Origin of the sequence: Runella aurantiaca (assembly GCF_003339505.1) — a bacterium.
GTDB classification, from domain to species: Bacteria; Bacteroidota; Bacteroidia; order Cytophagales; family Spirosomataceae; genus Runella; species Runella aurantiaca.
In genome coordinates this window covers 105,967-131,682 of the sequence record NZ_QPIW01000019.1, presented here as the reverse complement: position 1 = coordinate 131,682, position 25,716 = coordinate 105,967, and the positions used below count along the sequence as shown (strand labels likewise).

General features: G+C 44.2%; 18 protein-coding genes and 2 tRNA genes. 15 read left to right on the top strand and 5 right to left on the bottom strand.

The genetic code is table 11. The features are described 5' to 3' along the window. Positions 1–113 precede the first annotated feature (113 nt). The 5 genes from DVG78_RS20500 to prfB all read left to right on the top strand — a co-directional run bounded on the left by DVG78_RS20500 (position 114) and on the right by prfB (position 7,595). Positions 114–1,190 carry an efflux RND transporter periplasmic adaptor subunit gene (locus tag DVG78_RS20500; RefSeq protein WP_114462905.1) on the top strand — a complete coding sequence of 359 codons (1,077 nt, stop codon included), beginning with the start codon at positions 114–116 and terminating at the stop codon, positions 1,188–1,190. A 25-nt stretch (positions 1,191–1,215) separates the two neighbouring features. Next, positions 1,216–4,422, top strand: coding sequence for an efflux RND transporter permease subunit (locus tag DVG78_RS20495; RefSeq protein WP_114462904.1), 3,207 nt, complete (start codon positions 1,216–1,218; stop codon positions 4,420–4,422). Continuing rightward, complete coding sequence (locus tag DVG78_RS20490; protein ID WP_114462903.1) at positions 4,412–5,851, top strand: TolC family protein; 1,440 nt, start codon at positions 4,412–4,414, stop codon at positions 5,849–5,851. Before DVG78_RS20495 ends, DVG78_RS20490 begins: the two co-directional genes overlap by 11 nt. An 84-nt stretch (positions 5,852–5,935) precedes the next feature. Further along, positions 5,936–6,385 carry a DUF4920 domain-containing protein gene (locus tag DVG78_RS20485; protein WP_114462902.1) on the top strand — a complete coding sequence of 150 codons (450 nt, stop codon included), beginning with the start codon at positions 5,936–5,938 and terminating at the stop codon, positions 6,383–6,385. Positions 6,386–6,517: 132 nt separating this feature from the next. Next, positions 6,518–7,595, top strand: a protein-coding gene (prfB, locus tag DVG78_RS20480) for a peptide chain release factor 2 (RefSeq protein WP_114462901.1) whose coding sequence is annotated in 2 segments (ribosomal slippage) — positions 6,518–6,577 and positions 6,579–7,595 — 1,077 coding nt in all. Because the reading frame shifts where the segments join, the coding sequence is not laid out codon by codon here. 130 nt (positions 7,596–7,725) lie between these two features. On the opposite strand, the gene DVG78_RS20475 is transcribed toward prfB, so the two are convergent. Continuing rightward, the gene (locus DVG78_RS20475; protein ID WP_114462900.1) at positions 7,726–9,051 is read right to left on the bottom strand and encodes a RagB/SusD family nutrient uptake outer membrane protein; all 1,326 of its coding nucleotides are present in this window, start codon (positions 9,049–9,051) and stop codon (positions 7,726–7,728) included. Between the two features lie 20 nt (positions 9,052–9,071). Then, entirely contained in the window at positions 9,072–12,257 is a 3,186-nt protein-coding gene (locus DVG78_RS20470; protein ID WP_114462899.1) for a SusC/RagA family TonB-linked outer membrane protein, read from the bottom strand. A 216-nt stretch (positions 12,258–12,473) separates the two neighbouring features. Here DVG78_RS20470 and DVG78_RS20465 point away from each other — a divergent pair, with 216 nt between their 5' ends. Next, on the top strand, positions 12,474–13,238 hold the full coding sequence (locus DVG78_RS20465; RefSeq protein WP_199563280.1) for a DeoR/GlpR family DNA-binding transcription regulator: 765 nt from the start codon (positions 12,474–12,476) through the stop codon (positions 13,236–13,238). Between the two features lie 73 nt (positions 13,239–13,311). Here DVG78_RS20465 and DVG78_RS20460 read toward each other — a convergent pair whose 3' ends face one another. Beyond that, complete coding sequence (locus DVG78_RS20460) at positions 13,312–14,550, bottom strand: tetratricopeptide repeat protein (protein ID WP_114462898.1); 1,239 nt, start codon at positions 14,548–14,550, stop codon at positions 13,312–13,314. Between the two features lie 96 nt (positions 14,551–14,646). Here DVG78_RS20460 and hpt point away from each other — a divergent pair, with 96 nt between their 5' ends. The 3 genes from hpt (at position 14,647) to DVG78_RS20445 (ending at position 18,305) form a co-directional block, all read left to right on the top strand. Further along, a complete protein-coding gene (gene hpt / locus DVG78_RS20455; protein ID WP_114462897.1) occupies positions 14,647–15,177 on the top strand; it encodes a hypoxanthine phosphoribosyltransferase in 531 nt (176 codons plus the stop codon). A gap of 54 nt (positions 15,178–15,231) precedes the next feature. After that, the gene (locus DVG78_RS20450; protein ID WP_114462896.1) at positions 15,232–15,840 is read left to right on the top strand and encodes a HupE/UreJ family protein; all 609 of its coding nucleotides are present in this window, start codon (positions 15,232–15,234) and stop codon (positions 15,838–15,840) included. Positions 15,841–15,932: 92 nt separating this feature from the next. Then, entirely contained in the window at positions 15,933–18,305 is a 2,373-nt protein-coding gene (locus tag DVG78_RS20445; RefSeq protein WP_114462895.1) for a M1 family metallopeptidase, read from the top strand. A gap of 109 nt (positions 18,306–18,414) precedes the next feature. On the opposite strand, the gene DVG78_RS20440 is transcribed toward DVG78_RS20445, so the two are convergent. After that, positions 18,415–19,098 carry a PorT family protein gene (locus tag DVG78_RS20440; RefSeq protein ID WP_114462894.1) on the bottom strand — a complete coding sequence of 228 codons (684 nt, stop codon included), beginning with the start codon at positions 19,096–19,098 and terminating at the stop codon, positions 18,415–18,417. 146 nt (positions 19,099–19,244) lie between these two features. Here DVG78_RS20440 and DVG78_RS20435 point away from each other — a divergent pair, with 146 nt between their 5' ends. After that, a complete protein-coding gene (locus DVG78_RS20435; protein WP_114462893.1) occupies positions 19,245–21,275 on the top strand; it encodes an FAD-dependent oxidoreductase in 2,031 nt (676 codons plus the stop codon). 68 nt (positions 21,276–21,343) lie between these two features. On the opposite strand, the gene DVG78_RS20430 is transcribed toward DVG78_RS20435, so the two are convergent. Beyond that, the gene (locus DVG78_RS20430; RefSeq protein ID WP_229598284.1) at positions 21,344–22,567 is read right to left on the bottom strand and encodes a serpin family protein; all 1,224 of its coding nucleotides are present in this window, start codon (positions 22,565–22,567) and stop codon (positions 21,344–21,346) included. Between the two features lie 167 nt (positions 22,568–22,734). Here DVG78_RS20430 and DVG78_RS20425 point away from each other — a divergent pair, with 167 nt between their 5' ends. From DVG78_RS20425 to DVG78_RS20405, 5 genes are all read left to right on the top strand, one after another. Beyond that, entirely contained in the window at positions 22,735–23,328 is a 594-nt protein-coding gene (locus tag DVG78_RS20425) for an RNA polymerase sigma factor (protein WP_114462891.1), read from the top strand. Between the two features lie 2 nt (positions 23,329–23,330). Next, positions 23,331–24,182: a hypothetical protein gene (locus DVG78_RS20420; protein ID WP_114462890.1), complete on the top strand. Its 852-nt coding sequence runs from the start codon at positions 23,331–23,333 to the stop codon at positions 24,180–24,182. 46 nt (positions 24,183–24,228) lie between these two features. Further along, positions 24,229–25,263, top strand: a complete 1,035-nt coding sequence (locus DVG78_RS20415; RefSeq protein WP_158550064.1) for an outer membrane beta-barrel protein — start codon at positions 24,229–24,231, stop codon at positions 25,261–25,263. Between the two features lie 190 nt (positions 25,264–25,453). Further along, a tRNA-Tyr gene (locus DVG78_RS20410) sits at positions 25,454–25,536 on the top strand. Between the two features lie 74 nt (positions 25,537–25,610). Further along, a tRNA-Gly gene (locus DVG78_RS20405) sits at positions 25,611–25,683 on the top strand. The last annotated feature ends 33 nt before the right edge of the window (positions 25,684–25,716 follow it).

Here is a 25,716-nt window from a genome sequence, read left to right as displayed (position 1 = left end):
CTGACTATCAATTTGTTAAAAAGGACAAAAGCAAAGAATATGGCTGCTCAGATTGATCAATTCGCCGATAATTTTAACGCGTTAATGCTATTTATGACACAACAAAGAGTTTTATGAGAAAGCCCTGCATAAGCCTGTGTGCGCTGTTGTGCCAAACAGGCTGTGAATCCAAGAAAGAAGAAAAGAATGCAGAAACCCATTTTTTGGTAACCAGTCCTTTGAGAAAGGATACGACAATCACCAAAGAGTACGTAAGCCAGATCCATGCCATAAGCCACATTGAATTGAGAGCATTGGAGAAAGGTTATTTGCAAAAAATTTTTGTTGACGAGGGGCAGTTCGTAAGAAAAGGACAACCTATGTTTCAAATCATGCCCATGCTCTATGAGGCGGAACAGCAAAAAGCCCAAGCGGAAGCCAATTTTGCCGAAATAGAATACCGCAACACAAAGGCATTGGCAGACAGTAATGTCGTATCCAAAAATGAACTGGCATTGGCAAAAGCCAAATGGGACAAAGCAAAAGCCGAATTGTCACTTGCCCAAGTTCACTTAGGTTTTACGAGTATCAGCGCTCCTTTCGATGGTATCATGGATCATTTTCAGGTCAGGCTGGGAAGTCTTGTGGGCGAGGGTGATTTGTTAACGACTTTATCAGACAATAGTAAAATGTGGGTTTACTTCAACGTTCCGGAAGCGGAATACCTGGATTACAAAACCCGATCGGAAAAGGAAGGCATGTTGAAAGTTGGGTTGCTTATGGCTAATAATAAGTTGTTTGAGTATCCCGGTGTGGTTGAAACCATTGAAGCCGATTTCAATAATCAAACGGGTAACATTGCGTTCAGAGCGACATTTCCCAACCCTAAAAAATTGCTGAGACACGGAGAAACGGGTAGCATTCAAGTGGTACAATCCCTTAAAAATGCGCTGATTATTCCTCAAAAAGCCACTTTTGAAGTGCTGGAAAAAAAATACGTCTATGTGGTGGACAAAAACAACGTGATTCGCTCAAGAGAAATCACCATCGCCGCGGAACTGCCACACATTTTTGTTGTTCAATCCGGGTTGAAAATGGATGACAAAATCTTGCTGGAAGGTTTACGGCAAGTCCATGAAAACGAAAAGATACACTATAAGTTCTTACAGCCCGAGGCTGTTATCTCCAATTTAAGCCTATATGCCGAATAGGTAGGTATTCAAACAACCATAAGACATGTTCAATCAATTCATACGCAGGCCCGTATTCGCCATTGTAATATCGGTCATGATCGTCTTTATAGGGATATTGGCTATTGAGAAATTACCTATTTCCCAATTCCCGGATATTGCCCCCACAACCGTCAATATATTTATCGCTTATCCCGGTGCCAGTGCCGATGTATTGGTGAAATCCACGCTGATTACACTGGAACAGGCTATCAACGGAGTTCAGGATATGCGATACATCGCTACCGATGCTACAAGTGCCGGTGAAGCTACCCTCCGAATCATTTTTGAACCCGGTACGGACCCAAATGATGCCGTTATTCGGGTAAAAACAAGGGTGGATCAGGTGATGCCTCTCCTTCCTGAACTGGTTCAGCGTGAAGGGGTTATCATTACGCCTATTCAACCCAGTATGTTGATGTACGTCAACCTCTATTCCAAGGAAAAGAGTATTGACGAAAAATTCCTGTTCAACTACGCCACCGTTAAAATGATCCCTGAATTACAGCGGACCAAAGGAGTAGCCAGGGCTCAAATATTGGGTAGTCGGCGATATGCGATGCGCATCTGGTTAAACCCTGACCGCATGAGAGCCTATAATATCTCCACCGAAGAAGTAATGAAAGCCATCGGGGAACAGAGTATTATCGGTCGTCCCGGCCGAATCGGCCAAAGTTCCGGTATCGCGGCACAGTCATTGGAATATGTGCTCACCTACAAAGGAAGATACAGCGACCCGAAAGAGTATGAAGACATTATTGTTCGGGCCAATTCGGAGGGTGAAAGTATCCACCTGAAGGACATCGCCAAAGTGGAATTGGGAAGTGAATTCTTTGATATCTATTCCAATTTGGATGGCAAAGCATCGGCCGCGATTGTATTAAGGCAAAACTACGGCAGTAATGCCAGCGATGTCATTGAACAGGTAAAAGCGAAATTGGATGTGATGAAAGAATCTTTTCCGCCGGGGGTAGATTACAAAATCAGCTATGATGTGTCTCAATTTTTGGATGCGTCGATTGAGCAAGTAATTGATACTCTGCGGGATGCGTTTATTTTGGTTGCGTTGGTGGTTTTCATCTTTCTTGGCGATTGGCGTTCTACCCTGATACCGATTTTGGCGGTTCCAGTCTCCTTGATCGGGGCATTTTTTGTCATTCAGGCCTTTGGGCTGTCCATCAATTTAATTACGCTCTTTGCCTTGGTGTTGGCCATTGGTATTGTGGTGGATGATGCGATTGTGGTGGTGGAAGCGGTACATGCTAAAATGGAAGAAGAGCCGCATCTAACCCCCTTTGCCGCCGTAAAAAAAGTGCTTGGGGAGATCAGTGGAGCCATTATCGCCATCACGGCAGTTATGGTGTCGGTATTCCTACCCATTTCGTTTATGTCGGGTCCGGTGGGTACTTTTTACCGCCAATTCTCCATTACCATGGCCAGTTCTATCGTGATTTCGGCCTTAATCGCTCTGACGCTTACTCCTGTGTTGTGTGCGATGTTGCTGAAAAATCATCATGGACATGCTAAAAAGAAGAACCTGCTGAGCCGAGCCCTCGACGGTTTCAACCGAGGGTTTGATAAATTGACCGGAAGATATGTGGGCCTGTTAAAAATCATCGTGAGCCGAAGAGTACTTACGTTCGTCATCTTATTGGCTTTCTGTGCAGGAATAGCTTATGAAAATAAAATCCTGCCGGCAGGATTTATTCCCAACGAAGACCAAAGTACTATTTATGCAATCATTCAGACGCCGCCGGGTTCTACGCTGGAAAAAACCAACGAAGTTTCCCGACGACTTCAAAAAATTTGTGAAGAAGTGGAGGGAATAGAGTCCGTGTCTTCTTTGGCCGGCTATGAGATCATGACGGAAGGACGCGGCTCCAACGCCGGTACCTGTCTGATCAACCTGAAACCTTGGTCGGAGCGCGAACAAAACGTGAAGGAAATCATGGAAGAACTGGAAGTGGCATCGAAAGGGCTTGGGGCTACGGTTGAATTCTTTGAACCGCCGGCCATTCCCGGTTTTGGTACTTCCGGCGGTTTTTCCATGCGCTTACTGGATAAAACAACCTATACCGATTACCGTGAGTTTGACAAGATCAACAAGGAATTCATGGACAATTTGGGAAAACGCAAAGAACTCACGGGCTTATTTACCTTTTTTGCCGCCAATTACCCTCAATACGAACTGGAGATAGACAATAAGTTGGCCATGCAAAAAGGTGTATCCATCGGGAAAGCGATGGACAACCTCAATATTATGATCGGCAGTACCTACGAACAGGGGTTTATTAAGTTTAACCAGTTTTTTAAAGTGTATGTGCAGTCTGATCCCGCCTTCCGAAGACTTCCAACCGACCTTTTAAAGCTTTTTGTCAAAAATGAGGAGGGGGAAATGGTGCCCTACTCTTCATTTATGAATCTTAAAAAAGGTCAGGGTCCCAATGAAATCACCCGTTTCAATTTATACAATTCTGCGGCTATTCAGGGTCTTCCGGCCAAGGGATATACCACCGCCGATGCAATACAGGCCATTCGGGAAGTAGCCGCTAAGACCTTGCCAAAAGGGTACGATATTGCTTTTGAGGGTCTTTCCTATGACGAAGCCGGCCGAGGAAACGAAGCCCTTTACGTTTTCCTGATTGTATTGGCCTTTGTCTACTTCGTGTTAGCAGCCCAGTACGAAAGTTTTATTATACCTTTTGCTGTGGTACTCTCACTGCCGGTGGGGGTATTTGGTTCCTTTTTGTTACTAAAACTCATGGGGCTGGAGAACAACATTTATGCCCAAATCGGACTCATCATGTTGGTGGGTTTATTAGGTAAAAATGCTGTATTGATCGTTGAATTCGCCGTTCAGAAGCGCCATGAGGGAGAAACGATTCTGAACGCAGCCATTGAAGGAGCCAGAGTCCGTTTCCGTCCTATCTTAATGACTTCCTTTGCTTTTGTGGCAGGATTGATCCCGCTGATTACCGCAAAGGGGGCGGGTGCTATCGGCAACCGTACCATTGGGGCTTCTGCGCTTGGCGGGATGCTGTTCGGAACCATTTTCGGAGTCATTATTATCCCCGGATTGTATTACATATTCGGTAAACTGGCCGACGGCAAAAAGCTGATCAAAGATGAAGATGATGGCTCGTTGACCGAAGAATTTGTCCACGCAATAGATCATTTTTCCTACAAAGATGAATCCGAAAATCATGTTAAATAAAAGAATCATAAATTATGTTGGGGTAGTAATCGTTGCCCTAACGTATACTTCCTGTACTGTGCCGACTTTGGTTCAGAAAACAGAGCATAAACTGACAGCCACGAGTTATGGTAACTTTTCGGGCGCTGATTCTATCAATACTGCAAAGGTGTTGTGGAAGAATTATTTTACCGATCCCTACCTGATTGCGCTGATTGATACGGCTTTTAAAAACAATCAGGAGTTGAACATTACCTTGCAGGAAATAGAGATTGCCCGCAACGAAGTAATGGCGCGGAGGGGGGAATACCTGCCTTTTGTGGGGTATGGCGGTACGGCCGGGGTAGAAAAGGCGGCCAGATACACCCAAGTGGGTGCCAGTGAAGCAAACATTGAGATAAAACCGAACAGAGAAACGCCGGAACCGCTGCCCAATTTTGGAGGCGGGCTTTACGCACGGTGGGAGGTCGATATTTGGCACAAACTGCGCAATGCGCGAAAGGCGGCCGCTACCCGATATTTAGCCTCTGTAGAAGGAAGAAACTTCATTCTGACCAATTTAGTAGCCGAAATCGCCCGCTCCTATTATGAATTACGGGCACTGGACAGTCAACTGAATATTGTGCAGCAAAACATTGAAATTCAAAACAATGCGCTCAAAATAGTAAGACTGGAAAAAGAATCCACACGGGTTACTGAATTGGCCGTACGGAGGTTTCAGGCCCAAGTACTCAACACGCAAAACCTGCAATATGGTATTCGGCAAAGAATCGTAGAAACCGAGAATAGAATCAACTTTCTACTGGGTAGATACCCGCAACCGGTTCTCAGAGACAATGGAAGTTTTGAAACGTTGACACCCAATATTGTCCATGCAGGTATCCCGTCTCAGTTGTTGGAAAATCGGCCGGACATTAAGCAAGCCGAGCTGTTGTTGGCCGCAAGTAAAATAGATGTACAGGTGGCCAGAGCAAATTTTTACCCATCGTTAGGTATTTCGGGAAGTTTGGGGCTTCAGGCATTTAATCCCGTTTATTTGGCAAAACTGCCTCAATCGTTGATGGCCTCTCTGGTGGGTGATTTGGCGGGGCCTTTGATCAATAAAAATGCCATAACCGCCACCTATTACAATGCCAACGCCAAACAGATACAGGCCATTTACAATTATGAAAAAACGGTTTTGAATGCTTACATTGAGGTGGCTAACCAACTGTCGAACATTGATAATCTGGGAAAAAGCTTTGACGTCAAAGCGAGTGAAGTACAGGCACTTACCCAGTCCATCACGATTTCCAATAACCTTTTCAGATCGGCAAGGGCCGATTACATGGAAGTGTTGTTGACGCAACGGGATGCGCTTGAGTCGCGGTTTGATTTGATTGAAACCAAAATGCAGCAAATGAATGCCACGGTCAACATTTATCGCGCCTTGGGTGGTGGATGGTATTAATGGAGTGCTCGTTTTTATTTACACCATCAAAAGCCATCAAAATAACAAAATTGATTATTTTTGTTGCAGAAAAACGATAAAACCATGAAAAAGCGAATCATTACCGCACTTTTAACTGTTTTTGTAGCAAGTGCTTACGCTCAGGAAAGTTATTTTGGCGAAAAAATTAATGACAAAGGCGCTGTAGCGGCTGCTGAGTTGCCAAAGAAAATAGGCAATAAAGAAAAAATGACGGCTAAAGTAACGGGCACCGTTGAATCGGTATGTCAAGCGAAAGGCTGTTGGATGAAAGTAAAAACGACCGATGGGCAAACCATGCGGGTTTCTTTCAAAGATTACGGCTTTTTTGTACCGAAAGACATTGCCGGTAAAACCGTTGTGATCGAAGGGGAAGCCAAAATGAAAACCACACCCGTGGCTGAGTTGCAACATTATGCCGAAGATGCCGGTAAAAGCAAAGCTGAAATCGCTAAGATCACGGAGCCTAAACACGAACTTACCTTTGTGGCGGATGGGGTAATCGTGAAAAAGTGATACAATCATTGAATGAGGCGGTCAGTCGGTTTGAACCGACCGACCGCTTTTTATTTGTACCTTTGTTACCCAAAATGGAGCGGACCATTTCTTTTCCCTCCAATATTTATTCACAAATCTATCATTGAAACAATGACAACAGAACAGTTGAAAGACTTGAAAGCCCGCGTTTCGGCTTTGAGGGGGTATCTTTGACTACGATACCAAGAAAGAACGATTGACCGAATTACAGCAGATTCAAAGTCAGCCCGAATTCTGGAATGACAATGCGAAGGCTGAAATAACCATGAAGGAAGTGCGTGGCCTGAAAGGATGGACCGAAGGCTATGAGTCCGTTGACGGACGTTTGGGCGATTTGGAAACCTTACAGGAATTTCTGGAATTGGGCGAAGCCACAGAAGCCGAAGTAGAAGCCGAATACCAGACGATGTTGAAAGTGTTGGAAGAAGTCGAATTGAAAAAGATGCTTTCCAACGAAGAAGACCAACTCAATGCCGTACTCGAAATCAACTCAGGGGCGGGAGGCACAGAAAGTCAGGATTGGGCCGAAATGCTTTATCGGATGTATGTGCGCTGGGCTGAAAAGCATAATTATAAAGTTACGCAGATTGATTACCAAGAAGGTGACGCAGCAGGCATCAAATCGGTGTCTATTCAGATTGACGGCCCGCAGGCCTATGGCTATTTACAATCTGAAAATGGCGTGCATCGCTTGGTCCGCATTTCCCCGTTTGACTCCAATGCCCGCCGGCATACTTCATTTGCGTCAGTTTATGCCTATCCATTGATTGATGATACGATTGAGATTGAAATAAATCCGGCTGATATTGAGTGGGATACGTATCGTTCAGGTGGTGCGGGAGGACAAAACGTGAACAAAGTGGAAACGGCCGTTCGGGTACGCCACAAGCCTTCCGGGTTGGTCATAGAATGTCAACAGGAGCGCAGCCAACACCTAAATCGTGATTTGGCGTTGCGGTTGTTGAAATCAAAATTATACCAAATTGAGGTAGAAAAGCGCAACGCGGCTCGCGCTGAAGTAGAGGCATCCAAGAAAAAAATCGAATGGGGTTCGCAGATCCGTAATTACGTGATGCACCCCTACAAACTCGTCAAAGATGTACGAACCGGGGTCGAAACCTCAGATGTTCAAGGCGTTATGGACGGCGATCTGGATGAGTTCATCAAAGCTTATTTGATGTTGCAGTAATTCAGTTGACGGTAAATAGTTATTCGATGAAAATAAAAAATCCCCGATGTTGAGTCGGGGATTTTTGTAAAACTCAAATTATCTTCAACTCCCGTTAACCGTTAACAAATAACGATTAGCGGAAGAAAACCTAAATCGCAGGATCTGCCGGTGTATTGGCACGGTTATTATCCCTTTCAACCAATGGATACGGATAAAACGTACGGTTACGTTCAACCTGCGAAGCGGTATTGTCCGGGATCGGCGCCAAACGATTAAAACGGCGACTGTCTTCCAATCTTAATCCAGACAAATACAATTCAATGCTGCGTTGCCGATAGATTTCGGTCAATAGAGCATCGGCGGTGTTTGGACCTGCATAGGCAGGCAAAGCGGCACCAATGCCCCAAGCATCGGTGGTTTTAGTCAGAACTGCGTTCAGAGCGGTTGTGGCGGCAGGTAAATCATTCAAACGAGCACTTGCTTCGGCACGAATCAACAACATCTCGCCCGGCAGGTATACAGGAATTGCGGCATTGTTGGCCGTAAAGAAACTCGCTCTTCCTAAATTGATTCCGCCGGCAGCTACGCCCGAAGGGTTCGATAAATAAAATGCCAATCGTTTGTCGGCTGCTACAGGACGCAGTGCTTCCGGCAAACCCAACGTAGCATTCAGCGGTTCGGTGACGTTACGGTTGCCAAAGGTGTTGAAAAACAAAGGGTTTTGAACCGCATCATCAAAGTTGAACGACGATTTTTTGGTCAAATCCACTTTGTTGGCCGCGGCCAATGCTTTGGCATTGTCACCGGTCATGATGCTGAAACGGGCAATCAACGCCTGTAACGTATTGGTCAGGTCAATTCCCGGAACGATACGACTCGTAAATGTAGCCGAAACCGGCGTTGCTGCGAGCGTTGTTGCCGCAGCTTCCAATGTACGAACCGCTTCTTTCAGGGCCTCGTCACGCGTTACGAACTTGGCATTATCGCCCGTTTCTACGGGTAATTGTTGCCAAAATTGGGCTTGCGTGCCCAATGCCAATGCTCTGAAAATAGAAGCGTAGACGGTGATTCCGCTTTTGGTGCCGGCATCGCCCGCTACGTTACCCACACTTTTCAGAATCAAATCGGCATTGGCTTTCACCAATTGATTTTGTGACCATAGATTGCGCAAGACACTGTTGTTGGATGCAATGCTATTCCCACCAATACGAAGCTGCTCTTCATCACCGTTACCGGCGTTCAGAACAGTCAATTCACGCGTGGTGAGGCCACTTGCTGTAATGGCATTGTAAAGAATCCCGGCACGGGTACTGGTGTAACGATATTGGAGGCCATTGCAAAGCGTGATCAGGCCGTTAAGGTCGGTCGTTACCTGGGTTTCACTGGCGGCACTTGGGTTGAGATATTCTTGGTCGCAGGAGGTTGCCGTGAGCATCATCCCCGCCAAAATTGAATATAGGATTGTCTTTTTCATGGAAAAATCACGTTTTCAGATTAAAATGATAAGTTCAACTGCACCTGATACGTGCGTGGAATAGGAACATTTCCAAAGTCAACACCGCGCAAAATGTCGCTGTTGTTACCTGCGTTGGTTTCGGGGTCAAAGCCATTGTATTTGTCCCATGAAACTAAGTTGCGTCCAATCAACGAAACATTCCAGTTGCTGATTCCTTTCACTTTGGGCAATTGATACGTAAGGGCTATCTCGCGTAATTTGGTGAAACCACCTTCGTCTACACGATATTCTTCAATGTTTGCCAATGAAAATACGTAACCACGAGCCATGGTGCCGAGCATTTCAGCTTCAGCAATGTCACCGATTCCTACGTTGTTACGCGTACGTTTGTCGGCATTGAACACTTGAAATCCTTGTACGGCATCCAACAGGAAGCGAAGTCCGATTTTTTTGTACGTCAAATTACCGCTGAATGAACCCGTCCATTTTGGATTGGGATTGCCAATTACGGTTCGTACAAATGCACCCGTAGGTTGTCCGTCAGCTGCGCGACCAACGGTAAATTTGGTCGGGTCATTAGGGTCCTGCGTTCCGCGTTCGCGTTGGGGAAGTTTTTGAGCCGTTAATAGCAAGGAACCATCTGTATTATAAGCATAAGGCCAACCATAAAATACGCTCGCTGGCTGACCTTCAATTAAGAAAACAGGGGCGCCGGCAGAGTTAGCGATCGTGAGTGTTCCCACTCCCGGATTGCCTTGGTCAATATCCAAGATCTTGTTGCGGTTTTGATTGTAAAGCACCGTAAAATCAGCCGAGAAATCCTTGTTTTTTACCGCTAAAGCGTTCAAACTGATTTCAAAGCCTTTGTTTTCCATCGTTCCTACGTTGTTTACGATACCAGTACCACCTGTAGAAGGAGCTAATTCGCGGTTAACAACGAGGTCTTTGATTTGCTGATTATAGACCGAAATACCGATGTTCACTCTGCTTTTCAAGAAGGAAAGGTCTGCGCCCACTTCAACTTCCTCCATCCGCTCCGGACGTACGCGAGGGTTGGCCAAGGTACTGCCTGGGATAATGGTGTTTTTGCCCAAGAACGGAACGGGTGAGAACTGCCAAAAACGGCTGTAGCTTCCAATTCCGGTCAAGTTACCCGCCTGCCCGTACGAAGCACGAAGTTTAAAACCATCCCAAATACCAGTCAGTCCGCTGTTTTTCCAAAATTCTAAGTCTGAAACTACAAAACTACCGCTTATTTTAGGATAGGTTTGGTTGGTTTCAGCAGGTGAAAACTTAGAAGAACGGTCACGGCGAATGGCCGCAGTAAGGAACGCTAAGTTCTTATAACCCACCGTTGCCTGAGCAAAAAATCCACTTAGATTGTATCTGTCCAAACCATAACCAGCTGTAACGGAGGTACTTGCGGCACCACTTACCGTTTCAATAAACGGTGCGGTATTCAAACCGCTTGAACGGGTGAAATCTGCCTGATAAAACTGATAGTTGAAACCGGCCGCCGCGTTGATTTTAAAGTCATTGCTGAGGTCTGTTTCGTAGGTCACGTTAATATCACTGTTAAACTGCGTCACGTTATTATTGGCATTGGCCGCGAAACCATCCGGATAACGTTCGGCGGGTAAGCCGGCTACCGCTTGATACGGATATGGTGGAATGTAGTTTTTGCCTAATTGTGAATACGTATCAACCCCCACGATCCAGTCAATTCCTAATCCTTTTACGGGTGTAAGATTCAATTGAGCATCGGCGATGGTACGGTTTACCGCTTGCGTAAACTGCATGGCTTCAACAGTCGTCAATGGATTGACACGGGTAGGTTCTACGGCCAATAAATTGCCGGCGGCATCACGTTGGGTAATGTCGTAGATGTTGTTGGTAATGGTTACGGAGTTAACAGGGCTGTAAAATACGTTTCCGTTCGGCTTTTCATTTGAAAAACTGTTGGAATAATTCAGACCTGCCGAAACTTTTGCCCAGTCTGTCAAACGTTGATCTACGCGGGCACGGATGCTGGCACGACGGAAATCTACGCCTTTTATAATTCCTTCATTTTTCATGTAAGAAGCAGAAACAAAGTACTGTGTGCGGTCAGTTCCTCCCGAAATCGAAAGGGTATTGTCGTTGCCGAAACCGGTTCTGAAAATTTGGTCAAAGTAGTTGTAACGGGTTACATCTACCAGGTTAGAGGCCAATTGCGAAGTGGCTCCATCGCGCACAATTCCTACAGTTGTTGTTCCGGGGTTGGCTGCTACCTGAGCAGGTGTAATGACACCAATGGTGTGTAAGCGTAATGCAGGAAATCCGAACTGTTTCCCAAGTGTGCTGATAAAAACGCCTTTACGAAGTTCGCTTGAAGAAAAACTCGTTGTGAAGTTGATTTTAGGAGCACCTGATTTTCCGCGTTTGGTCGTGATAATCACTACTCCATTGGCAGCCCGTGAACCATATTGGGCTGCGGCCGCAGCCCCATTAATGACGTTTAGGCTTTCAATATCATTGGGGTTGATGTCAGCCAAACGGTTGGTGCCCAGAGAGGTATTGGGGGCTTGACTTCCTAAGGAAAGGGCCAGTTGTGACACGGAGGAGGTTTCGTTGTTAACGATTACCCCGTCAATAACGTACAATGGGTCAGAGCTTCCTTGAATGGATTTCACCCCGCGCAGACGAATCGTAATTCCACCCGCTGGGTCACCAGAGTTTTGCGTGATTTGCGCTCCCGGTACTTTACCTTGGAGGGCGCTCACTAAGTTCGGCGTTCCTGATTTTTCAAGATTATCGGCCTTAATGGTGGTAATGGCATTTCCCAACTGACGGCGTTCAGCGCGTAAGGTAGAACCTGTTACGACCACTTCGTCCAGATTGAGTTGGTCTTCCCGCAGAGATACATTGACAATAGATTGGCTGGAATTAACGTCGCGGCTAGCCGAACTGTAACCCACGGCGCTGAAAGTTAGTTTTACATTTCCTGTCAAAGGTAGGGTAAACTCGCCGTCTATATTTGCGGCGGTTCCTGTCGCAGTTCCTGGTACCTGTACCGTAGCACCAGGTATTGGCTGTCCGTTGGTGTCGGTTACTTTTCCTTTTACGGTATAGGATTGGGCCCAAACGCTAAGCGAAAATAAAATCGCTAGGGTTGTTCCAGCCGTTCGCCGCCCTACCAAACGCAGTCTTTCTGCATTGTTTTTAACGTAATTGTTTTGGCTCATAGTGGTTGAAAAAAGATTGTTTATTAAAATCGGCAAAAAGCCGCAATAAATATGCAAAAAAACTGCACATCTCGACACGAAAATTTGTTTTTTTTCACCATTTATGAATATTTTGATAAATAAACCATAGATTTTTAGTGGATTTTACTTTTTTAGATAAAAGCAGTTGTTATAATTGCATCTTTTTGCAGGTTTATATAAAAGGGAAGTATTAATATGCACCAAGTCCAAGCGCACATGCTGAAACGAGAACGTCAGGCATTCATAATGAAACAGGTGAACCTGCATAACCGGGCTTTGTCGGCTGATTTAGGAGCAATGCTGAACGTATCTGAAGATACAATTCGTCGGGATTTGAATGAATTAGCGGAAGCGGGTGAATTGATAAAAGTACACGGAGGTGCATTGTCAAAATCCTATCACTATGATTATGTTCCGAGTAGTACTTATGCCTTTTCTGAGAAAACAATCATTGCTCAGAAAGCGGCTTCATTGATTGAAAATGGCATGTTTGTAATGATTGGCGGGGGGACCACCGTGCGGGAATTGGTGAGGGCATTGCCGCAGAATTTACACGCAACTTTTTTTACGGTAAGCTTAACTACCGCGTTGCAACTCTGTGACCACCCCAACGTAGAAGTTATTTTTTTGGGGGGTAAATTGGTAAAAAACTCTCAAATAAGCGTGGGCGGTGAAGTAATCAGTAGAATGAATGACATCAGTGCAGATTTGTGTATTTTGGGCACCAATTCAATTGATGGCGAAGGGATTACAGATTCTGATTTGGAGGCAGTTCAAGTAAAAAAAGCGATGATAAAGGCCTGCAAAAGAACAGCGATTGTAACCATTAGTGAAAAACTCGGGAGCACCCAACGCCTTCGCGTTTGTGAGCTAAATGATATTGATTTCTTAATCACCGAGCTCTCGCCCGACTCTCCTCGATTTAGTAACTACACCCAAAGCGGAATGATTATTTTGTAGACAAATCATCCATAAAAAACGCGAAAGAAACCAAATAATTCGAATCCTTTCGCGCTTTTATGATTTTAAAAAATCAATTCCGTTGTTTTCGACGCTCCTCGCGTCGTACTTTATTGAGGTTTGAGAGTGCGTCTTTGGCTTCCTTCACTTGGGTAGATTTTTTCTCGCCTCTGTCTACCGCTGTTTTGTAGTATTCACGAGCGGCATCGTAATTCTTTTCTTTCTCGGCAATTCGTCCCAATCCCACCAAAGACGCTAAGTAATAGCCTGAGGTAAAGGCCTTTGCCTGTGTGGAATAATCAAGCGTTTTCTGATAGTACAGTTTGGCTTTAGGAAGGTCGCGGTGGTAGTTGTTGGCATAGTAGGCCAACACGTACGCGGCATTTCGGCCACTTACGGCCTCATAACCCGTTTTTCCAGCGTCAATTTTTGCCAAAATACTATTCGCTATTTTCTCGGCTTCGTCAGAGTTTCCGCGTACAAAAGCTGAACGTAAATAATAGCGCTCAAAATACGGATTGTCGGGGTAGGTTTCCCAAGAATATTTTGCCAAATCATACGATTTTGCGTACTGATTTTCGTACCCGTAAATCTGCAACAGAAAATAGCGGGCTTCGGTCCTTGTATAAAACGCGTTGTTACCGACTTTTTCTAGTTGTTGGATACCCATTTGTTTATTCCCTTTCGGAAAAAGCCACAAAACAGGTTTCAGGAGAGGATAATTGTCGGGAATCCATTCGGCAAAATAGTTGAATAAACCATCTCCAAATAGTAACTCTGGGCTGATTTCGCTTTGGCCCTTGCAACGTTCTAAATATTTAAGGGCATTTTTTCCCGCAAAAGTGGCCCGTGACCAGTGTTTGCGCTCGGAGTGAATACGTCCTTTAAATGCATAGGCCGCCGCCAAAAAGAACGAAGGTTCAATTTTATTTTCCCGAATATCGTAGAGCTTTTCGGCCAAGGTAATGCAGGTATCCATGAGGGCAATGCAACGGTCGTCGTAGCGAGTATCGTCGGTGTTTGGAACGATTTTCCACCATTCGGCCAATCCCATCAAAAAATAGGGCATCGGATGGTTTGGATAGCGATAACGTAACCAGCGGAATTCGGCATCGGCCTCGGCAAATTTGAAGTTGTACAATTTATTGATTGCTTCCGTGGCCTCGATTTGTACACCGGGATTGGAGAGGAGCATCTCATATTTGCTGTCAAAATCGGCAGATGCGTACAATTGTGCTTTTGCGGGCTTCACAACCACCATAAAGATGCATGTAAAACCGAATATCCAATATTTTAAACTGTTCTTTTTCATGGTCTATTATCTTTGCTGTACCGTATTAACGTACATTTCTTTCGGACAGTTTATAAATTTAAGTTTTTTTTAATAATTTTTTAATATTTCTCAAACATGCAGGTCGTCAGAGACAAACAGTTTGTGCCATTCATTGACAAACAAACGCTGGAAGAACGAATTGCCGAAGTGGGTCGCAAAATTAGCGAAGATTACCGAGACAAAAATCCCCTTTTTGTGGTCGTCCTTAATGGTGCGTTCCTCTTTGCAGCGGAGCTTATAAAAAACGTTCCTATCCCCTGCGAAATTACATTTGTTCGGGTTTCTTCGTACTCAAAAACCGAATCAACGGGGCAGTTGAAGGAAATATTGGGCTTAAAAGAGTCGATTGAAGGCCGACACGTGATTATTGTCGAAGATATTGTGGATACAGGCCTGACGATGAATAAACTGCTTTTTCAGCTTTCGGTTCAAAAACCCGACTCTATTCAGGTTGCTTCCATGCTCTTTAAGCCAGTAGCTCTCAAAACTCCGCTAACTGTAAAGTACGTAGGGTTCGAAATAGAAAATCGTTTTGTGGTTGGATATGGCCTTGATTATGACGAGCAGGGACGAAACCTGGATGCGATATACGTACTGGCTGATTAATTTGCTCATTTTTTTATTTGATAAGTAATTTTTACCCACATCTGTCTACACCTTATGTCTGAATTTCAAGCCTATCTTCAACTCGGATTTTCCCACATCACTGACCCCAACGGTTACGATCATATATTGTTTGTAATCGCACTTTGCGCCATTTATGCTTTCAGAGAATGGAAAAAAGTATTGGTTTTGGTTACCGCTTTTACACTGGGCCATTCGGTGACCCTAGCGTTGGCTACGCTTAAAATGATTACCTATAGTTCGGCCTTCATTGAATTGTTGATTCCGATTACGATTTTCATTACGGCCGTCTCTAATTTTTCAGAAAAGAGCACGGGTGAGCCAAAATCCCCCAAACTGAGGTATGTATTGGCGGCATGTTTTGGCTTAATTCACGGCATGGGTTTTTCCAATTACCTGCGCAGTTTACTGGGCGACCAAGATAGCATTGTGATGCCGTTGTTTGCGTTCAATGTTGGTTTGGAATTGGGTCAACTTGTGATAGTGGCCATCGCTTTAGCCATTGCCTCTCTTTTTGTGGATGTGATAAGGGTCAAACGCCTCACTTGGAACCATTTGATTTCGGGAATTGTGGCTGGGATGGCCCTTTCGTTGATTTTGGAAAATGAGGTTTTTCGAACTTTTGTAGGTCTATCCGTGGAATAATGTCGCTGAAAAAAGGGTAAGTGTCTACCTACGAGGGCGATTTTTGCTATTTTCTTTTATTTTTACAACCAACAAACTAATACCAACTTCCGATGAGAAAACAGTTTATTTTTTACTGGCTGATGCTTACCGCTGGCGGTTTGCTTGCTCAACCTCCTGCGGGCAATTACAACGCCAATTCACGTTTTGAACAATTGGGGGCATCGCTCCCGACCCCGAACACTACACGTACCGCGTCGGGTGCGCCAGGAAAGGACTTTTGGCAGCAACGCGCCGACTACGACATTAAAGCCGAATTGGACGATGAAAAACGCAAAATTACCGGCACTGAAACCATTACTTATTTTAATAACTCCCCCGATGAGTTGAAGTACGTTTGGTTACAATTGGACCAAAATTTATTTGAAAAAAGTTCTATCAATGCTACTTCACAAAATAACAGCATTCAAAACCAAATGTCATCCAATGCCGTGACAGGTTTAAATGCTCCTAGTTCGGTTAGAGGTAGTGTTGCTGGTGATTTTAGCTTCAAAATTACTTCAGTCAAAGACCCCAAAACGGGTCAACCGCTCAAACACACCATCAATGGTACGATGATGCGCATAGAGCTGCCAGTAGGTATCAAAACGGGCCAATCGTATGCTTTTTCGGTGGACTGGAACTACTTTATCAATGAGTACTACGGACGGGCGGGTTATGAGTTTTTCCCGAAAGATGGTAACACCAATTATTTTATTGCGCACTGGTTTCCAAGAATGTGCGTTTATGATGATGTGAATGGTTGGCAGCACAAACAATTCTTAGGCCAAGGAGAGTTTACGTTGACTTTTGGTAACTATAAAGTAGCCTTAACGGTGCCCAATGATCATATTGTAGGAGCAACAGGTGAATTACAAAATGCCGCACAAGTACTTACATCAGAGCAGCAAAAACGCATGGAAAAAGCCAAAACGGCTACGCGTCCTGTGTTGATTGTGAGCCAAGAAGAAGCTGAAAAAGCCGAAAAAAACAAACCAACAGGTAAGAAAACGTGGATTTATAAGGCTGAAAACGTGCGCGACTTTGCCTTTGCCACAAGCCGTAAGTTTATCTGGGATGCCATGCAGATAGACCAAGCGGGCAAAAAAGTGATGTGTATGTCGCTTTATTCAAAAGAAGGGAATCCGCTTTGGGGACAGTACTCTACAATGGTGGTAGCGCATACTATACGCTCTTATTCAAAGTATTCTGTCGATTACCCTTATCCAGTGGCTTATTCGTGCCATGCCAGTGGCGGTGGAATGGAATATCCAATGATTTCGTTTAACGGTGGACGTCCTGAAGCGGACGGAACTTACTCAGAAGGTACCAAATACGGGATGATTGGCGTGATTATTCACGAAGTAGGCCATAATTTCTTCCCGATGATTGTCAATTCTGACGAACGCCAATGGGGATGGATGGACGAGGGTTTGAACACCTTTGTACAGTACCTTGCCGAAAAAGAATGGGATAAAGATTATCCAACTCGGCGGGGAGAACCTCAGTTCATCGTAGATTATATGAAACAGGATGCCAAAAATCTGGTCCCTATCATGACGAGTTCTGATAATATCATGCTTTATGGCCCCAATGCCTATGCCAAGCCGGCTACGGCGCTCAATATTTTGCGTGAGACAGTCATGGGTCGTGAGTTGTTTGACTATGCTTTCAAAGAATATGCACGCCGTTGGGCGTTTAAAAATCCTACTCCGGCTGATTTCTTCCGCACTATGGAAGATGCCTCAGGAGTGGATTTGGATTGGTTTTGGAAAGGTTGGTTTTATGGCACAGAGGCTGTTGACCAAGACTTAGTCGAAGTGGAATGGTTTGCGTTGGATACCCAAAATCCCGAAATCAACAAAGCAGAAGCAAAAAAACAAGCTGAAGCCAAACGCAACACCGTGGCTCGCCAACGCGACAAAGACTACATCAAAGAGTCAGTTGTTGATAAAAATCCCGATATGAAAGATTTTTACAACACGTATGACCCTTACAAAGTGACGGAAGCTGACAAGAAAAAATACGATACCTATTTGGCAAGCTTAAATCCAGATGAGCGTAAGTTGGTCGAATCAGGAGTGAACTTCTATACATTGAAAGTAAAAAACAAAGGAGGTCTGCCTATGCCAGTAATCGTGAAGATGCAATTTGAGGACGGAACCGATTCTGTAGCAAGATTCCCAGCTGAAATCTGGAGATTGAACGACCAAAATGTTTCTAAAGTTATTACCAGTAAAAAGAAGGTAGTTCAATGGACGTTGGACCCATATCGTGAAATTGCCGATATTGACGAAGAGAGCAACAGCTTCCCACGCCAGCCGGCTCAACCGACCAAATTCCAATTGTTTAAATCGCAGGGATTCCAGCGCGGGCCTAATCCAATGCGCGAAGCTCAGCAAAGCCAGCAGCCCAAAGCAGGTCAACAAGGCGGTGCAAAGAATTAACAAAAGTAGGGCTTAATTGCATAGGCATAAAAAAAGGGCGAAGGTTAACCCCGCCCCTCTAGAGAGCCATTCTGATGTAATGTCAGGATGGCTCTTTTTTATTGTCCGATTATTTACTTAACCGATAAGAAATCGCTAACTGTAACGACCCGAAATTTTGTTGAAAGAGACTCTCTCGCAATTGTGGATCACTGCCTGCCGTTGTGTACGAAATATACATATCGCTAACTGGCTGAATGCTGGCCAAATAACGAAGATTGATTCCCAACTTGTTGAAGTGCGCTCCAATGCCTGCATGATACCCAAATGCGTATGATTTGTACGGTGAAAAAGAAAGCGGCGTATTTGAATATTGGGATAAAAATTCTTTCAATGTCCCGTTTTCAAACAACTGAAGGGATAACAAAGGTCCTCCGCTGATTTCAAATTGATTGTGTTTATAGCCAATCGAAAACGGAATATCCAACTGTCCGTACTGCACACTCGTTTTGGTCGATGTACTCAGCCGTTCTAGTTGAGCTCCTTTGATAGAAACTAGTAATTCTCCTTGTAAAAATACATTTTCAGTCGAACGCACATATCCTCCCAAGGTATAACCAAAGGTTGAGCCTCCTTTTGAAGAAATTTTTTCGGGTATCTGTGAACTTGAGGTAGCTAACACCCCTTCAAAGTCACGGCCCATAAACTGGGTCATTTGTATGCCTGCTTTTAATCCCCACTCCACGCCCTGAGCATATACCGAAGAGACCGCCGCGAAAAGGAGAATAAACAAAGAAGTCGAAAACTTTTTCATATACTATATTTATGGTGTTCAAGGTTGTTTATGTTTCTAACGAAAGATTCAAAGAAAATAGTGCCGTTTTACCGAATGATTTGGCCACTTAATGCATAAAAGTAAGTTTCAAAGGTCTGTATCTTTTTCTTATAAATCCAATATCTATGAAAAAACGCATTGCTCTTCTGTTCACTTTAATCGTTTCAATTCTTGCGCCAGCAGTTGCCCAAACCTATGATATTTGTGTGTATGGGGGTTCTTCGGCGGGAGTCATTGCTGCCTATACCGCTAAAAAAGCGGGAAAAACAGTGTTGCTTATTGAGTCAGGAAAGCATTTGGGGGGATTAAGTTCGGGCGGCTTAGGCCAAACCGATATCGGGAATAAATATGCGATTACGGGCATTGCAAGGGATTTTTACCGCCAAATAGGTCAACACTACGGGAAGTTTGAGCAATGGACTTTTGAGCCGCATGTGGCAGAAAACCTGTTCAAAGAATATGTAAAAAAAGGTAATTTTCCAGTTTGGTTTGAGTATCGTTTGGTGTCTGCTTCTAAAAAAGAAGGCAAGATTCAAGAAATCACCGTTGAGCCGTCTAATCAGCCAGGTCAGGGGCTGCGAACGGTAAAAGCAAAAATGTTTATTGATTGTACTTACGAAGGAGATTTGATGGCCAAAGCAGGTGTGAGTTACATCGTGGGGCGCGAGGCAAATAGCCAGTACAATGAGACGTGGAATGGCGTGCAGCTATTGGATAAACACCAATTTCCTGAGGGCGTGGACCCTTACAAAACCCCCGGAGATCCTTCGAGCGGTTTGTTGTGGGGAATATCAACGGCGGCATTGGCCCCAAACGGTTCGGGCGATAAGCTTTTACAAACCTATAATTTTCGACTGTGCCTTACCAAAGACCCAGCCAATCGGATTCCGATCACGCGTCCTGAACGCTATGACTCAACTAGGTATGAACTCTTATTGCGGCAAGTGGCCATTGAAAAACCACCGCACATCAATTGGGGCGTGATGCACATTGCGGATATGCCCAATTCAAAAACCGATATCAATAACAAAGGTGGGTTTTCGACCGATATGATTGGCATGAATCATGATTATGCGGAAGCCAATTATGAAACCCGTAAGAAAATCATCAAAGACCACGAAGACTACACCAAAGGGTTCCTCTATTTTGTAGGGCATGACCCACGAATGCCCGAGCATCTCCGTAAACAAATGTTGGAATGGGGTTATCCCAAGGATGAATACATCGACAATGACCATTTCAGTCCACAACTTTACGTCCGCGAAGCTCGCCGTTTGGTGGGTGAATACATGATGACTCAACACAATTGCGAGGGGCGCGAACTGGTCAAAGATGGTATTGGATTAGCGGCTTATACCATGGATTCGCACAATTGCCAGCGTATTTTGTTCAAGAACCCTAAAACTGGCAAAATGGAAGTTCGCAACGAAGGAGATGTGCAAGTAGGAGGATTCCCCCCCTATCCTATCAGTTATCGTTCATTGATTCCTAAAAAGGCTGATTGTGAGAATCTTTTTGTTCCTGTTTGTCTTTCTGCCACGCACATTGCGTACGGTTCCATTCGCATGGAGCCCGTTTTCATGGCGTTGGCTCAAGCCTCGGCCGTGGCGGCAGCGATGGCCATTGATACCCAAAAGCCAGTGCATGAAATAAACGTAACAAATCTTCAGAATGCGTTACTTTCCAACCCTTTGATGGATGGAAGCCAAGCAGAAATTTTATTGGACAATGATGTTACTCCAACAAAAATAACTGTAATTGGTAACTGGAAAACTGTTAAAACGGGCGGAAAATATGCTGCGACTCAGTTGGTAAACAATTCGAAAGGCAATGATAGAAATAGCGTACTCTTTACGCCAGATGTTCCCAAAATGGGGGTGTATACAGTGTATGTCTACAACCCAAGCCCAACGGGTGGTGGGGGAAATCTGGGAGAAGCTGCCGACGAGGCTAAAGCGAGCCGAACTATGGTCAGAGTAAAGACCGCTACTGAAATCAAAGAAGTGGTGGTTGAGTCGCAAACACAAGTAAATGATTGGATTAAATTGGGTACATATCCCTTTGCCAAAGGAAATGAAAACTTTGTAGAGATTACCAATCAAAATGCGAACGGTGTTGTGGTGGCAGATGCTGTTTTGTTTGTGCCAAGCAAGTAGATTTTTGCCTGTTATATACCAAAAAAGGAACCTAAGCTCCTTTTTTGGTATATAACAGGCGCTTTGATTTAAGAAGGATTAACCATTTTACCCATAAACAAAACGGTATCAGATGTTTTCTCGCTGATGATAAACACAAACGGACGGTCTGCATAATATGTTTGAGGAAGCGAAGTTAGCTCTACTCCGATGGTAGTAACAGCCGCCGCTTCGGTCCCTTTTTCATCCACGGCTACAAATGTATTTTGCTTGACAAACCCTACATTTAGATTGCCTGTTTTACTAATTTTAGTTAGGTCTGCTACGTTAGGAATAAACGCGGATGGCATACCCATTTTTTTCAACACCTCATTCAAATACACTTCGTATTCAAGGGTAAAGCGAGGTAATCCAATCGAAAGATTATCCACTTCTTTCAATCCTGCCTGCAATTGATTCCATTCGGTAGCGGTAAGTTTGGTTACTAAATCATTGACTCCTTGTGTGCCGATTGGTACCAATACAGTCATGGCATAGCGGCCATTGCCGTAGGGAAGTTCATACGCAAAATATCCATCACGATTGGCAAACGAAATTTTGCTTTTCATTTGCATCATTTTGACATTTTTTGTTTTGCTTTCAGCCAGTTGAAATGGGTAATCAGTGGTTTTTTGCTCGTCAAAACTTGTCGTCCAATCACCCTTAAAATAGAGGGCATTCATCAAAAACAACACCATTTGCGGCTCTATTTTATCAAGTACTTTTTTGATTTTGCCGTTAGTTTTATCGCTTGCCCACGTATTTAGGGGCGTTGCATCCGAGCCACTAAATTGGGACGCGTCTGCCTTAAAAGAATTTTTTAAGATGTTAACAAAGTCGGTTTCGGGCTGAAACGTATTTCGATTCCATACTGAATTGGCTAAACTAAGCGTAACTTTAGGGTCTGTTTTGGGTAGCCCTTCTATGAGTTTTAAATAAGTTGCGTTGGCGTCTGCCAACGAGATTCCGTTCAATTTGAGGGTTTTTTGAATCTCGTCGGCAGTTTGTCCGTTGGCACCGTTGAGCAACATACCCAGCGCCATGTGCAAGCTCAAAGGTGATACAAATACGTTTTTGTCGGACGGCTCTTCGTCATTAAGCCTTTTGAAAAAATCAAAGGCAAAGTCGTCGGTACGACTGGCAAAGTTTTCGGAGATTTTTACCTCTTCGCCTACGGGCGAAGGGCTGGTGGAGCTGCATCCCAAGGCCACCCAAAGCAACATCAGGGTAGCGGCAATGACCAGTACACACTGAAAAAATGAAGAAGTTCTCATGGTTAAAGCTGTTCTAGGAATAGTTGTCATAGCTGTCAAATTTTTTGGTTGGAAACTGATGCTATGACGTTGATGGTTGTATAACGGTTGGAACTTGAATAAATTTTTTTAAACTCATGCAACCTTTGTGCCAAGCATTTGCATCTACCTTTTGAAACAGCCTGATTATGGTCAAAATTTTACAACTGTTCACGAGCGAAGCCCAATTGGTAAAATCCTTACAGAAGGGAGATGCCAAGGCACAGCGTCACCTGTACGAAAAGTACTCGGGGCGGTTGCTGGCGGTGTGTGTGCGGTATATAAACGATAAAATGGAAGCGGAAGATGTGTTGATTGAGGGATTTATGAAGATTTTTGACCGGATCGACCAATTCAAAGGAGAAGGTAGTTTTGAGGGCTGGATGCGTCGATTAATGACCAATGAAGCGTTGATGTATTTGCGCACTAAGCGCCATATTGAAGTAGACCTTGATGCGCCAGAAGCACAACATCTTCCTAATTATGAATGGGCTGATGCCACCCTCGAAGTGGATGATTTAATGGCAGTTATCGCCAAGTTACCGACAGGTTACCGTACAGTGTTTAACCTGTATGCCATTGAGGGATACTCACATGCCGAGATTGCCGAGCAATTAGGGATTACGGAAAGCACCTCAAAGTCGCAACTGCATCGGGCACGTGCTTTGCTGCAAGACATGATAAAAGAAATAGAAGATTTAAATCAAACCGCTGAAGCGGTGAAAAGTTTAAAAGGGAAATAACGATGAAAAAGCACCCTATTGACAAACTCTTTGCCCAAAAGCTCAAAGAAGCTGAAATCAAACCACGCGACGAAGCCTGGGATAAGCTGCAACTACGGATGCAGCAAAATAAAAAACGCCGAATCGGTGGTTGGTGGCAGCAAGGGCCTTGGTTGGCGGCGGCAGGTGTGTGTTTACTTCTGGTAGCAGGCTGGTTGACTTGGCGCGCAAATTCGTCAAATGAAACCCACTTGGCTCAACACACCCACAGCACCAAAGCGAAAGCAATAGAAAAACAAGTTGCCCCCAAAGACGAAATAAAAATGGAGGTGGATGCACCACTTGCCGAACAAGACCAAGTAGCCGCTGCGTTAAACAAGTCTGAGTCTATCAAACAAATGGTTCGGAAAAATACCCCCAACACTGCACCTGAATTGAAATCAGCGCCTGTTAGTCCTCAACCAATGGTGGCGACTTTGCCAGATGTACAAAAAGCAGATAATCAGGCTAAACCCGAAAACGCGCCAGAGCCTATAGTCGAAAGTCCTCGGATAATTGCTCAGACGTCGACTCACCCAGAAATTACACCTGGAGCAAAGACTGTGGTGTTGCAGTTGCCCGAATTAAAAGAAACGTTAGTCGCTGCCAATGCGAAAGAAACCATTGTTGAACCCAGAATAAAATTGGACGAAACTAAATCTATGTCGGATGAACTGGAAGACGATATTCTCAATAAACCCCGTAAATCCACTCGTATGGCCAAAGTATGGAAGCAATTGAAAAATGCTAAAAATGGCGAACGCGTAGACTGGGACGAAGTAGGATTCAATCCAAATAAAATGCTGGCTAAAGCCACTGGCAAGGAACGTAATTAAATCAACCATGAAACTACTAAGTATCAAATTTAACATCAATACAGCCATGAAAAAGTCAATTGTAACCTTTGTTTTAGCGTTTATCGCTTTTGTTGCGCAAGCCGAAAAATACACTCAAAAAGGAGATTCTTTGATTGTACAGTTCGGTAACAATACCCGCCTGATTATTCAGGCCAAGGATAAAGAAGGTATTCAAAGCCTTCGTCAATATGACCTCAATAAAATTGTTCGGGATATGGGCGCCGCGCTGGATTCTAGCAGCAAAGAAACCTACATCTACATCAACGAACAAAACGGTCGTAAATACTTAAAAGACACAGTTTTAGTTATCAGTCGTAAAGACGGAGAAGTTAAAATTACGATTAATGAGCCCAGCCAGAAATCGTCAGATTCTAAGGATGAGGATGTAAAACGTTCTGAAAACAATAAAGACGACGGAACCGTTACGCGCAGTGTAACACGGCGATATAAAAGTCCACGAAATGGATTTGATGTACTTGTTGGTCTGAACACGTATGCCCAAAATACGCCGCTTAGCTATCAGGAATCAGATTATGATTTATTGCCGTGGGGGTCGCGTTTTGTCAGTCTTACATGGGTTCGGGGAGCAGCTATAAGCAGGGGGAAAGATGCTTCATTGGGATTGGATTTAGGAATCGACGTTTCGTGGTACAACATGATGTTTGACGGAAACAATACTGTTCAGAAAGATACGCGTGCTATTTCATTTCCAGTGGCAAATACCTCTGGTGATGTTCATAAGTCTAAGCTAACGTCGGCTTATTTGAATCTTTCGCTGATGCCTACGTTAGCTATTCATCATGGCCCAATTTCCTACTTAAGTGTAGGGATGTACGGAGGGTACCGATTGGATAGTTATACAAAGGTTCAGGAAGAACGTAAGGGACGCTCAGAACGTACGCATGCCAACTTTCATTTAAATGATTTTCGTTATGGAATCGGGGCTGAATTAGGAATTCGTCATTTTCCAGATTTATTTATGCAGTATGATTTAGGAGAATTATACCAAACAAATAAAGGGCCTGCGGTACGGATGATTAGTTTCGGGATTCGTCTATAATATTCATAGTTAGGCGGTTAAAAGCTTTTCGATGATTCTATTCGGGCTTTTAACCGCATTATTTGTGGTTTCGAAAATACTTTAGTAAAATATTTTTTTAAGTAAAGGTTTGAATTAAAAGCAAAACCTTATACATTTGCGACTCCAAAAGAAAATCAAACAGCTTTTGGGCGTTTTTTGAGAGTAACAAGGGGGTGTACCAGAGTGGCCAAATGGGGCAGACTGTAAATCTGCTGGTTCATACCTTCGGTGGTTCGAATCCATCCGCCCCCACTTTTAGTAAACAGGTTTTCGGCTGTTCGTTTTCACACTGTCAACACTTGTCCGAAAACTGACAACTAGAAAACGCGGGAGTAGCTCATTTGGTAGAGCGGTAGCCTTCCAAGCTTCAGGTGGCGGGTTCGAGCCCCGTCTCCCGCTCATTTTTCAAGTTAATTGTTACTTGTTAATCGT